This window comes from Microcystis sp. M31BS1 (genome assembly GCF_020245285.1).
Taxonomy (GTDB): domain Bacteria; phylum Cyanobacteriota; class Cyanobacteriia; order Cyanobacteriales; family Microcystaceae; genus Microcystis; species Microcystis panniformis.
The window spans coordinates 17,298-29,933 of sequence record NZ_JADBVE010000116.1 but is presented as its reverse complement, the minus strand read 5'-3'; the positions used below and the strand labels follow the sequence as shown (position 1 = coordinate 29,933).

The window sequence follows — 12,636 nt, the reverse complement described above, 5'->3', positions numbered from 1 at the left end:
CAATTTTTTTTCAGCGCCAGCTTTGCCGATCAACCGAAGACTAAAAAATCGGCGATCGCATGAGAAATAGGTAAATCTAAATCCCGTTCTAACATTCCCCACTCACCACCCGGATTAACTTCTAAAAAAACGTATTCTCCCCCAGGAGTTAAGATAAAATCAAACGCCCCAAAATTTAACCCTAAATTAGCCATAAAAATCTGAAGTTGCTGCAATAGTGAATCGGGTAAAGTATGATGTTGCCAAGCACCTGGATCAATACCCGGTCTTCGCCAATCTACGGCAGAATTATTATACTGAGAAGATTCTAAAGCTCCCACAAATGTCTGTCCATTAACCACGACAACTCTCAATTCTAATTGTTTGGGAATTTCCGCTTGAAAAACCATAGGACAATAACGTAAAGATTCCGCTTCCTCAAGGTCTTCTGCTTTCACCCTACTGGTATAAAGAAAAAATTCCGGCGACTCCATACTATGGGCGATCGCAGTTAACAATTTACTCACCATTCGTCCCTGAACCTGGGAAAAAAACTCCCGGGCAGCATCAGGATTATTGGTCACTAAAGTGGGGGGAATAATCAAGCCAACTTCTGAGGCCAAACGAAGTTGTAATAACTTATTTTTAGCCTTCTCAATTTGCACTAAATTATCTAACCAACGCGCTGACCTTAAACTATCCCAAAAACCAGCCAAAGTCGTCTGGGATTCTCGCACACAAGCCTCCCGAAACTGAGGATCTAAATCCCCTGTTAGTTCAGGTTGCCAAATACGTCTTGTCCAAACAGATTGCACCTGTTCACTATCAATAGATTGATGATTATAGCTTAATTGATAAAAACTTTTTTTTCCATTAAATTGGGCTGCTAATTGAACCTCTAAGGGAAATTTATCGGTATCTAAGCGAAAAGGTGTGGCTCCTTTTTTTTCTATCGCCTCAGCCACGCGGTCAATCGTAAAAAAATCGCCGCTATGGGTCAACAATAAAACAACTTTAGGCGATTCTTTCATATCAGTGGGAAATTCCTGTATTTAAATTTCTTTTTGTCTCTCTTAAGTGGCGACTAATTCCGGTTTAGTGGTCAGAATCGAATATTCACAAGACTGGGGATTGTCCATCCGCTCTTGAGCATTGAGGATTTCTAATCCCACCACGTTCCCCGACTGGTCATAGTCGAGAATCACCCCCAGACTCTGCTCGTCGCTTTCTGCAATCGGCACATTACTTAAGGTGATTTTGAGAGCATCAACGACTGGATCATAGGTCACTTTCATGGCGTTCTCCTTAGTACAAACGCTTACGGGGGCGATAATTAGCCACGGATTCCACTAAACCCAAGGCGATAAAATTGGTTAATAAAGATGAACGTCCATAACTTAACCAAGGTAGAGGAATCCCTGTAATCGGGGCTAATCCCACGGTCATGCTAATATTAAGAATTGCCTGAAAAGCGATCATCGAGAGAACACCGATCGCTATTAAAGAACCAAAGTTTTCTTTAGCGGTATTAGCAATGACTAACAAACGCCAACAAACTAACCAGAAAGCTATTAAAACTAGAATACTGCCGACAAAACCGAGTTCTTCCCCGACTACAGAGAAGATAAAATCGGTGTGTTGTTCGGGAATAAAATTTAATTGGGTTTGGGTGCCTTGGTGTAATCCCCGTCCCAATAATTCTCCCGATCCGATGGCAATGCGGGATTGAATTAATTGATAACCTCCCCCCAAAGGATTCTTTTCTGGGTGAAGAAATAGGGTTAAACGATCTTTTTGATATTCTTTTAATAAACCCCAAAAAACCTCGCCTAATTTACCCACTGCCAGATTAGTTGCCACCACGATGAAAGTAGATAAAAAACGGTAGGGAAGGGTAAACCAAGCAAGTACAGCGATGATAATTGCTAAAACAATCCAAGCAGGAAAAAGTAAATTAAACAGAAAAACCGATGCGAGGGGAGATAAGAGGATAATCATCCAAGGTAGTTTCGCATTAGCCCAGTAAATCATGCCTAGGGTAATTGCCCCAAAGACTAATCCTGTCCCCAGGTCCGGCTGCGCCATAATTAACACCCAGGGGATGGCAGTGACGACAAAGACACGAGCGATCGCAAAAAGATTATCGGCGGGACGATGATGTAGGAGGGCTGCTAGGGTGATAATTAAACCTACCTTGGCAAATTCCGACGGTTGCACGTTAAAACTGCCGATATTAATCCAACTTTGCGCCCCATTCGCCGTCACCCCTAGGACAATTACCGCAATTAGGGAGAGATTGGTAAGAAGATAGGTTAACCAGTGCCATTTGAGCAGACTTTCGTAACGACAACGGGCCAGAAATAAAGCGATCGCCACTCCCACGGCCCCGAATAACCAGTGTTGCCACCAATCGAGAGCAGTGGTATGTCTTTCGGCACTACGAATCATTAAACCACCGAAAACGGTTAAACACGTCACCAAAACGAACAAAAGCCAATCAATTTGGGCTATATCCCGGAAAATGAAGCTAAACTGCTCACTAAAACCGCTTAGTTTCCTACTAACAAGGGACTGTCTTCTCACCATTTCTCTCCCCAAATTTACTAACTATAGGCTGCTAGGGATACTTTCGCCGCCACCTGACGAGCGATCGCTATCAGGGCTTTAGCTGAGGCCGATTCTGGTTGCCCCAAAACTACTGGTACACCAGTATCACCGCCCTCCCGTAGGGCTATCTCCAGAGGCACACATCCCAGTAAAGGAATGCCCAATTCTTGCGAGGTTTTTTCCCCACCACCGGACCCAAATAGATCATAGGAGCGATCGGGCTGATCGGGGGGGATAAAATAACTCATATTTTCCACGATACCCAAAACCCGCGCCCCTAGCTGTTGGAACATTTTTAAACCCCGACGCGCATCAATTAAAGAAACCGTCTGGGGAGTGGTGACAATCACCGCACCGGCTAGGGGGACCGATTGAATTAAAGTTAATTGTGCATCCCCGGTACCGGGAGGCATATCGACGATTAAATAGTCTAAATCGCCCCAATTGACTTGATAGAGAAACTGACGGATAATGCCGTTTAACATCGGACCGCGCCAGATTACGGGTTGATCGGGGTTGATCAAAAAGCCCATGGAAACCATTTTGATGCCATGGTTGAACGCGGGTTCCAATATCTCGCCATTTGCGCCCTGTACGGTCACTTGTGCGTCATTTAAGCCCAACATTGTCGGGGCGTTGGGGCCGTAGATGTCCGCGTCTAATAGCCCCACTTTTGCCCCTAAATGAGCCAAGGCGACGGCGATATTGACAGCCACGGTACTTTTTCCCACACCGCCCTTACCACTGGAAACGGCGATAATATTTTTAACCCCCTCCACACCTTGGCGATCGGGTAAAGCTTTTTGTTGCGGGGTTTCGGCAGTTACGTCCACAGCGACACTTTCCACCCCGGGCAGCTGTTTAACGGCTTTTTGGCAGTCTTCCACGATAAATTCGCGTAAAGGACAGGCAGGAGTGGTCAAAACTAGGGTAAAGCTAACTTTTCCGCCATCGATCGCCACATTGCGGATCATGTTCAATTCCACTAAGCTTTTTTGCAGTTCTGGATCTTGAACGGGACGTAATACTTCTAAAATCGATGCGGTATCAAGGGGCATGGTTTCAGTGTCTCTAGTCAAGTATTGTTCTTATGGTTATTTATCTTAACCTTGATGTCCGCATAGTTATCAGTGGGGAGTTTTTTACTGTGAACAGTGAACAGTAATCAGTAAACTGAAAGCTTACATCTGTTCAATGATAACTGATAACTGATAACTGATAACTGATCACCCCCACTTCCCCTAGATTACGGTAATAGGATCGCCGACTTTAATTGTACCTGTCTTTTCGGGGATGACATTTTCTCCGAACATGATGCCTCCGGGGAAACGGCGAAAAGTGCTTAAGGTTTTTAAAGGTTCCTGCTGGGGATTTCTCCTACCTGTTTCTTGATCTGTGGTGGTGATAATACAGCGACTACAGGGTTTAACCAGAGCATAATTTATCTCACCAATTGTGATCTTTTGCCAACTACTTTCGCTAAAAGCTCGATCGCTACTAATAACAATATTAGGACGAAAACGATTCATCGGCACTGGTGCAACTAAACGCCGATTTAAGTCCTCTAAAGAAGCAGTATTAGTTAATAAAATTGGATAACCATCGGCAAAGCTAACGGGAGTATGATTGTTCCCCGCATAGCGAGGATTCGCAGGACGTGGATAATCTGGAGATTGTCGCACTAAACGACAAGGAATGTCGAGAATTTTCTCAAACCATTCGGCGATTTCATCCCCTTGATCCATGGCTATGGTTTGAGATTCCCAGATTTGAACCGCTCTTTTTTCTCCTGTGAAATTAGGCTGGAAAGTCAGGGAATCTTGAGATGTTTTCAGAGAAAAATTATCTCCTGTAATCGTGACAGAAACGGTGGCTAATTGCGGATATTCCCTTTGGGTGATAAATTTACCCTTGCCATCCACTAACATCATTTCTCGATCCCAGAGTAAACCTTTAGGAGTCACTTCAGCTTGAGATAATTGAATACCTCGACAGGATTTAATCGGGTAGATATAGAGATCAGTAACCTGCATTTTCTTTCAGTAGTTCTACATATTTTTTGGCCACATCTTCCCAAGTCCAGAGATTAATTTTATTGGGAATATCTTCGGGTAACAAGCGAGGAATTGGATTGAGGATAAATTGTTCTAAACAGTTGGCTAAACTGTCCGCATCTCCCCTAGGATAGAATTGCACTCTTTCGGGACAATTATATAATTCTACCTGTTCTTGAAACACTTCTAAATCGGAAGCGATAACGGGAATACCTTGTAAAATTGCTTCTGCTATTGCTAATCCAAAACCTTCGTATTTTGAGGGAAATACCACACAGGAACAGGTTTGATAATAAAATTGTAAGGTTTTATAGTCTTGATAACCTAATCCCTTGATATGACTCTGGAAAATTTCTTGATTTTCCTGATAAAGTTGGGTACATTCTTTGAGATAATCTTGATATTCTTGGGTTTGGGACTGTTGAGACAATTGCAGATTTCCATTAACTAGATTATCGGTTTCTTTGCCAATTAAAACAATCTGGAAATTTAAGCCTTTTTTCGCTAGTTTAATGGCTGCTTTGAGCAAAGTCAGATGATCTTTGTAGATACCAAAGGAGGAGGGAAAATAAAAATTAACTAGCTCACTTTTGACTAAATCACTCTTGGAATTAGACTGCTCGATAAATCCCGCTAATGGTACAGCTTTTAACTTACTAGCATAGGTAGCATTGGGAAAAACTTTTAAAACATCGTCTTTAGTTTTTTGGGAAATTGTGAAGAGTAGATCGGACTGATCTAACCATTCTTTTAAGACTTCATTGTAGTTTTCTTGATAGGATTCTGAGTAAGTTAAGGGAGCAAATTGCCAAAAGACATCATAAATAATGCCACTTAAAGTAACCTTGACATTGGGGGGAGAAATCCGATTAGTCATTCCATACAAACAGTGATCAGCTTGGTAACGCTTGATAATCTGATTAATTCTTGCTTCGATGCGTAAAAGTTCAATTCTACGAGAGAAAAGACGATGAATAGAAGTCAGTCTTAGGGTTTTATAAAAATTTGCTAGAAGACCATAAAAATAGATTAATTTTGTCTCAAAACTCTGGGGATAAAAAGCAAAATCTTCGTAGATAAGTTTATCGGAATCAGGCATCAAAGACTTAAAATATTCAATGTCATTACGAGGGATAACGATAATAATTTGTTCGACGTATTCTAATAAGCTAGGTATTAAAGAGATAATGACTCTTTCTACTCCTCCTTTGCGATAAAACACGATCGGGATGACAATTTTCATAGATTTTCTGGCAGATAGATGGCAATAAAAAGATTGATTTTTGACTTGAACCCATTATATGATAGGCTCGAATTGTTCTACTGAGTCGAGAAATCGAGTTAAATTCGAGAAACTAAGACTCTATCACCCATAGCCCCTATTTTCCCTCGATCTTGGAGAAAAAGAGTGTCACAAGCTACTCCATCCCTACAATCTAATCTCAAACAATGGCTACGGGCCAGCGCACCTTCCCTATTTCAAATTAAACAGCGTTTGAGCGCCCGTCGTTGGCCGAAAAAATCGATCGTTATTTACACAGAAAAATATCGTCCCATGCGTCCGGCGGAAATTTGGCAACGGGGGGCCAGTGGTACCCAGGCATCGGTGGCTTTTTTAGCGCAAGAATGGACGAAACGCGGCTATAAAGTGACGATTTTTGGCAATTGTGAGGGTATGGAAGGGGAACAGGACGGTATTCGCTATGTTAATTATTACCAGATGAATTGGCAGGATCACTTTGAGACATTGGTGATCTCTCGTCATCCCACCTATTGCCGTCCGGGTACCAAGGCAGAACGAATTTTTTTTGATTGGCAAGATATTAAAGTGCCGGCAGCCTCCTATACCCCTGAAATTTTGGCTAGATATGACAAAATTTTCTGTAAAAGCCAATATCAAAGGGATTTACTGGATTTCTGTCCCGATCATCAATGTCCAATTGTTCCTAATGGTATCGATACTTCCCTTTTGGCTGTAAGTGAGACGGTGCCAGAAAGTGAGTATCTTCCCTATCGTCTAGTCTATGCCTCTCGTTATTATCGCGGCCTAGAGTCGATGTTAAAGCATGGCTGGCCGATTATCAAGGCGGCAATTCCCGCAGCTGAGTTACATCTCTACTATGGTTTTACTAAACGGGATGAAATTGGTGATCGCAGGGAATGGCGCGATAATTTAATCGCTTTGATTAAAGCTAGTGCGGGGGTAGTTGATCGGGGAATGATGGGTTATCGTCAACTAATCGAGGAAAAAGCGCGCTCTGCTATTCATTACTACGGTTGCACCTATCGTGAGATCGATTGTATTTCTGTGCGCGAGTCAGCAGTGGTGGGTTGTCTGCCAGTGGTGACGGATTTTGCTGTTTTTCGAGAAAAAGACTACTGTGTGAAAGTGCCAGGGGAAGTAACCGATCCGGCTACTCAGGAAGCTATAGCCTGGAAAATTGTCGAATTACTGAAAAATCCCCAGCTTTTAACCCAAGAGCGCCAAAGATGTCGTCAAATTGCCCTAAATGACACCTGGGAGCGATCGGCCGCCGCTTGGTTAGATGTGATTGAAAAGGAGTCTCCCAGTCAGTAGATTGTTTACTCAGACTGGAAAAATGACCTTTTCGCTTAATAAGTGCCTAAATTAGGGATTTTAAGGGGAAGTACGCCCTTGAAATCTCACTTATGCGGGATATCTATGAGCATTTCCTCTAAAACCTTTGCTACCCTTAGGATTAAGTCTTCGCGATCGGGTGCGGCGATGATTTGTAAACCTAACGGTAGCCGGGATGGGCGTTTAATCGGCAACGAAAGGGCAGGTAAACCGATAAAAGAAAAAGGTTGGGTGAATCTACCTAAATTGGGTCTAATTAATAGCTCTTGCCCGTCAATAATCATTTTTTCTACTCCTAACGGCGGCGCAATACAGGGAATTGTCGGGGTGAGGATAATATCGACTTCGCTGAAAATCTCTCGCAGACGATCGCGATACCAACGGCGAAAACGTTGAGCCTGTAAATACCAGCTAGAGGGAATTAATGCCCCTGCCAAGAAGCGATCCCGGGTTGCGGGGTCAAAATCCTCTAATCTGGTCTGTAAACGCGGTAAATGCCAATTTGCTCCTTCTGCAGCGGTAATTATATAGGCGGCTGCCCTGGCGCGGGCGGTTTCGGGAATGGTGATTTTTTTAGTCACTCCTAAACGTTCGGCGATCGCTGTCACCGCCTCGAATACTTCCGGTTCGGCTCCCTGCTGAAAATAATCGTCGGCAAGGGCTATTTTTACGCCCTCTAAGCCATTTAAAGAAGCTTTAAGGTTATTTTTGGCAAAAAGACTCCAAATAGCCGCCATATCCGCCACATTGCCGCTAAAAAATCCCGGATGGTCTAAACTACTAACGAACAAAAATAGGCCCTGACGGGATACGCGCCCAAAGGTGGGTTTTAGCCCCACCACGCCACAGCAAGCGGCGGGAACTCTCACGGAACCATTAGTATCGGAACCGAGGGCGAGAGGGACTAAATTAGCGGCAACGGCAGCGGCGGAACCGCCAGAGGATCCCCCCGAGACGCGACTAGGATCGCGGGGGTTGGGAGTGGCTCCATAATGGGCATTTTCGGTGACAAAACCGTAGGCGTACTCATCCATATTGGTCGCCCCCACCAAAACTGCCCCGGCTGCTTCTAGGGTTTGTATAGCGATCGCATCTTGTCCGGCGGCAGGGTGATCTCGATTGATTTTGGAACCGGCAAGGGTGACAATACCCTTGATATCAAAGAGATTTTTGACGGCGAAGGGAATCCCTGCTAAGACACCGACGGGTTCACCGTTGGCGATCGCTTGATCGATTTTTTGGGCTTGAGCGAGCGCCCTAGGCTGTAAAATGTCGGTAAAGCAATTTAAATGGCGATTTTTCGCCTCTATCTCCGCCAAAGTCTGGCTAATAAATTCTAAGGCGCTAGTTTGACGATTTTGGATCGATCGAGCTAAATTGCACACAGAAATAGTCATGGTTCAAAGCTGAGGGCGCTTTCCCCGTCATCCTCTAAGGGAAATTCTGTCACTAAACTGGCGATTTCTTGCAAGCGTTGCCAGTTTTCAACCACAGAATTTAAATAGCGATCGGGAATGGTTAAATCTAGGATTTTCGCCATGATTATAACGTATTCTTCTGGATTATTCATAGATTTCGTTCTGGTTGGGGTGAAGGAGATAAAGAGTTGCTTGAAAGCAGCGCTCAGGAATAAAATCGACACCTAGTTAAGCTGTGAAAATTGCTAGGATATAAGAGAAAATCTCCTGTAAATACAATAGCTATCCCTAGGGAGGAAGTGTAACTTGAATTTGTTCTTGACCACCGACTCCCTAGGAGCATAACCTGAGATATGATCATAGAACTGTATATTGAGATATTTTCCCCTCCTTCACCTCCGGATTAAATTAAACTTATAAGTAGGGAGGCACAATTATTTGTAGGATGGGTTAGCAGTAGCGTAACATGAGCGGGCGTTGGGTTTCATTCTTCAACCCAACCTACGTTCATCTTATATTTAATTCCACCCACCTACTTATATGACCAAAAACAAGAGGTAACAAGCCTCCCCTTTCAAGAGAATGAAAATTAAAAGCTACTAAAGACTGCTGGTAGTCACTGATAATTGATACCTGATAATTGATAATTGATACCTGATACCTGATACCTGATACCTGATACCTGATTACTGATACCTGATTACTGATAACTGATTACTGATAACTGATTACTGATAACTGATTACTGAAATGACCATCTTACAAGACGAAAAACTCCTCTTTACTCCCGCAATACCCCACAGTGATGCCATTAGAACTATTTTTGCCTTTCCTAATCAGTATTCCGTGGGTATAACCAGTTTAGGTTATCAAATTGTTTGGGCAACTTTAGCCCTGCGATCGGATATACAAGTTAGTCGTTTATTTACGGATTTTCAAGAATCTTTACCCCGTTATCCCGAATTAGTCGGCTTTTCCTTTTCTTGGGAATTAGACTATGTTAATATCCTCTCGCTGTTAGAATCTTTAGAAATTCCTTATCACAGTCATCAACGGCAAGATCAGCAGGCGATAATTTTTGGAGGTGGACCAGTTTTAACCGCTAATCCCGAACCTTTTGCCGCTTTTTTTGATGTAATTTTATTGGGAGATGGTGAAAATTTAATTGCTGATTTTATTAATGCCTATCAAGAGGTTAGAAACGCTGATCGCCCGACAAAACTGCGTCATTTAGCCCAGGTTCCGGGGGTGTATGTTCCTAGTTTATACACCGTTAATTATGATAGTCCCGAAGGTGAAATTACAGCAATTCTACCCATAGATAATAATGTTCCCGCCTTTGTTAGTAAACAAACCTATCGCAGTAATACCCTTTCTGCTTCTACGGTGGTAACAAAACAAGCGGCATGGGAGAATATTTATATGGTAGAGGTGGTGCGGAGTTGTCCAGAAATGTGCCGTTTTTGTTTAGCTAGTTATCTAACTTTACCCTTTCGTACCGCTAGTTTAGAATCTTTAATCCCTGCCATTGAAAAAGGTTTAAAAGTGACCGATCGCCTGGGTTTATTAGGTGCTTCTGTCAGTCAACATCCCGAATTTGAAACCTTACTTGATTATCTTTTGCAACCAAAATTTGAAGGAGTTAGACTCTCGATTGCTTCAGTTAGAACTAATACTGTCACGGAAAAATTAGCCAGAATTTTATCCCTAAGAGACAGCAAATCAATTACTATTGCCGTAGAAAGTGGGTCTGATCGCCTGCGGGAAATTATCAACAAAAAGTTAGCCAATGATGAAATTATCCAAGCTGCCATTAATGCCAAAGCGGGCGGTTTAAAAGGGATAAAACTCTATGGTATGGTGGGAATACCGGGAGAAGAAACCGAAGATATAGCGGCAACTGTGGAAATGTTAATAGCATTAAAAAAAGCCGCCTCTGGACTGCGAATTTCTTTCGGTTGCAGCACCTTTGTGCCTAAATCCCATACTCCTTTTCAGTGGTTTGGAGTTAATAAAATGGCCGAAAAAAGATTAAAATATCTAGAGAAACAATTAGGTAAACAGGGCATAGAATTTCGCCCAGAAAGTTATAATTGGTCGGTGATTCAAGCCCTATTATCTAGAGGCGATCGCCGCTTGACTTCCCTGTTAGAATTAACCCGTGGCTACGGTGATTCTTTAGGCAGTTATAAACGGGCTTTTAAGGAACTAAAAGGACAAATTCCACCTCTAGATTATTACGTTCATCAACAATGGCGTTTAGAACAGGTTTTACCCTGGAGTCATTTACACGGTACTTTATCCTCAAATGTTTTAATAAAACATTTAGAAGATTCCCAAACAAAAAGGTAAAATATTGCTAATAAGCTAAGACACATTTAAACAATGTCTTGACTATCAGACCCCAAATGAGGTATTCTATCAAGGTAGATCGGATATTGGTGCAATTCAGAATTGAATTGGTGCTTTTATTAACTATCAATCTCGATTAAACCATTAATTTAATCTTAGTTATCAGCCCATGAGCCAGAAAAATGATACAGTTACCCTGCTTTTATCCCTGCTGATTACCCTAATATTTTTTGGGGCAGGTGGTTGGTGGTTATACAATCGTTTTCAAGGAAAAAATAACCCAACTAATCTTTCTAACATCGAGAAAATATCACCAGGGCAAAAATCGGTATCGGCACAGGCAAAATTTAGTCAAGGGGAAAAATTATTAATAGTTGAAGGGGCTTCTTCTGACAAACAAGCTGCTATACAGGCACTCGGAAAAGGAGACTTTCAGCAAGCAGTTTACCTCCTAGAAAAATCCCTACAAACTAATCAAAATGATCCAGAAGCTCTCATCTACTTAAATAACGCTCGTATTGGTCAAGCTAAGTCCTATACCATCGCCGTTTCCGTGCCGATTGGGAGCAATGTCAACACCGCCCTAGAAGTTTTACGAGGAGTCGCCCAATCTCAAAATCAAATCAATCAAGCTGGGGGAATTAATGGCATTCCTTTAAAAGTTCTCATTGCTGATGATGCTGATAATCCCGAAATTGCCGCTCAAATTGCCCAAAAATTAGCGGCTGATAACAGCATTTTAGGAGTAGTAGGACACACTAGCAGTGACACCTCTTTAGCGGCGGCTGCTATCTATCAAAAAGCGGGATTAGTAATGATTTCCCCCATCAGTACCTCAACTAAACTCTCCAATTTTGGTGACTATATCTTTCGTTCTGTTCCCAGTGATTTTGTGGCGGCACGGGCATTAGCCGAATCTAGTTTGCAAAAAATTCCTAACGTCAAGGCAGTGGTATTTTTTAACTCCCAAAGTGGTTATAGTCAATCCCTAAAATCTGAATTTACCACCGCTTTAGGATTAGGAGGAGGTCAAGTGGTGAGTGAATTTGATCTATCTTCCCTCACTTTTACCCCTTCTAAAAGCCTCCAACAAGCTCAACAGGAGGGAGCAAATCTAATCGCCCTTCTTGGGGATAGTGGAACCCTAGATAAGGCTTTGCAGGTGGTTCAAATCAATGGTCAAAAATTACCGATTGTGGCGGGTGATGACGTTTATAGCCCCAAAACTCTGGATGTAGGCGGAAAAAATGCCCTGGGCATGATTGTAGCTGTCGCTTGGCATTTGGGGGCTAATCCGAACAGTCCTTTTGTAAAAAATTCCCGCCAATTGTGGCAAGGAGACGTAAATTGGCGCACTGCTACCGCCTATGATGCTACCCAGGCTTTAATCGCCGCAATTAAGGCAGAATCTAGCCGAGAGGGAGTTCAACAGGCGTTAAGAAGCAGTGATTTTTCTGTACCCGGGGCGACTAATCCCGTACGATTTTTACCATCTGGCGATCGCAATCAATCTGTGCAATTAGTGGTAGTTGAACCAGGTTCTCGTTCTAGTTTTGGGGTGGATTTTGTGCCAATTTCTCGATAAAATGACAACTAAATCAAGATGAATTATAAGTAAGTATTTATA

At 42.7% G+C, this 12,636-nt stretch carries 11 protein-coding genes; 3 read left to right on the top strand and 8 right to left on the bottom strand.

Annotation, left to right across the window (positions count from 1 at the left end; all coding sequences use genetic code 11):
• Positions 1 to 29: 29 nt before the first annotated feature.
• From IM509_RS06660 to IM509_RS06635, 6 genes are all read right to left on the bottom strand, one after another.
• Complete coding sequence (locus IM509_RS06660; protein ID WP_052277126.1) at positions 30 to 1,010, bottom strand: MvdC family ATP-grasp ribosomal peptide maturase; 981 nt, start codon at positions 1,008 to 1,010, stop codon at positions 30 to 32.
• A gap of 42 nt (positions 1,011 to 1,052) precedes the next feature.
• Positions 1,053 to 1,274 carry a DUF2283 domain-containing protein gene (locus IM509_RS06655; protein ID WP_052277127.1) on the bottom strand — a complete coding sequence of 74 codons (222 nt, stop codon included), beginning with the start codon at positions 1,272 to 1,274 and terminating at the stop codon, positions 1,053 to 1,055.
• 10 nt (positions 1,275 to 1,284) lie between these two features.
• Entirely contained in the window at positions 1,285 to 2,565 is a 1,281-nt protein-coding gene (rodA, locus tag IM509_RS06650) for a rod shape-determining protein RodA (RefSeq protein ID WP_081417817.1), read from the bottom strand.
• A 17-nt stretch (positions 2,566 to 2,582) separates the two neighbouring features.
• Positions 2,583 to 3,644 (bottom strand): Mrp/NBP35 family ATP-binding protein, encoded by a 1,062-nt coding sequence (locus IM509_RS06645; protein ID WP_052277128.1) that lies wholly within the window; start codon positions 3,642 to 3,644, stop codon positions 2,583 to 2,585.
• Between the two features lie 183 nt (positions 3,645 to 3,827).
• Complete coding sequence (locus IM509_RS06640) at positions 3,828 to 4,619, bottom strand: MOSC domain-containing protein (RefSeq protein WP_052277129.1); 792 nt, start codon at positions 4,617 to 4,619, stop codon at positions 3,828 to 3,830.
• Positions 4,606 to 5,883, bottom strand: a complete 1,278-nt coding sequence (locus tag IM509_RS06635; protein ID WP_072924147.1) for a glycosyltransferase — start codon at positions 5,881 to 5,883, stop codon at positions 4,606 to 4,608. Before IM509_RS06635 ends, IM509_RS06640 begins: the two co-directional genes overlap by 14 nt.
• A 165-nt stretch (positions 5,884 to 6,048) precedes the next feature.
• Between IM509_RS06635 and IM509_RS06630 the strand changes: the two genes are divergently transcribed.
• Entirely contained in the window at positions 6,049 to 7,218 is a 1,170-nt protein-coding gene (locus IM509_RS06630; RefSeq protein WP_185236983.1) for a glycosyltransferase family protein, read from the top strand.
• Positions 7,219 to 7,304: 86 nt separating this feature from the next.
• On the opposite strand, the gene IM509_RS06625 is transcribed toward IM509_RS06630, so the two are convergent.
• Both IM509_RS06625 and IM509_RS06620 read right to left on the bottom strand, forming a co-directional pair.
• Complete coding sequence (locus IM509_RS06625; RefSeq protein WP_185236982.1) at positions 7,305 to 8,636, bottom strand: AtzE family amidohydrolase; 1,332 nt, start codon at positions 8,634 to 8,636, stop codon at positions 7,305 to 7,307.
• Positions 8,633 to 8,809, bottom strand: a complete 177-nt coding sequence (locus tag IM509_RS06620) for a DUF4089 domain-containing protein (RefSeq protein ID WP_002740449.1) — start codon at positions 8,807 to 8,809, stop codon at positions 8,633 to 8,635. The genes IM509_RS06625 and IM509_RS06620 overlap by 4 nt, the downstream gene beginning before the upstream one ends.
• A gap of 598 nt (positions 8,810 to 9,407) precedes the next feature.
• Between IM509_RS06620 and IM509_RS06615 the strand changes: the two genes are divergently transcribed.
• On the top strand, positions 9,408 to 11,009 hold the full coding sequence (locus IM509_RS06615) for a B12-binding domain-containing radical SAM protein (protein WP_185236981.1): 1,602 nt from the start codon (positions 9,408 to 9,410) through the stop codon (positions 11,007 to 11,009).
• Positions 11,010 to 11,178: 169 nt separating this feature from the next.
• The gene (locus IM509_RS06610) at positions 11,179 to 12,594 is read left to right on the top strand and encodes an ABC transporter substrate-binding protein (RefSeq protein ID WP_185236980.1); all 1,416 of its coding nucleotides are present in this window, start codon (positions 11,179 to 11,181) and stop codon (positions 12,592 to 12,594) included.
• Positions 12,595 to 12,636: the final 42 nt, after the last annotated feature.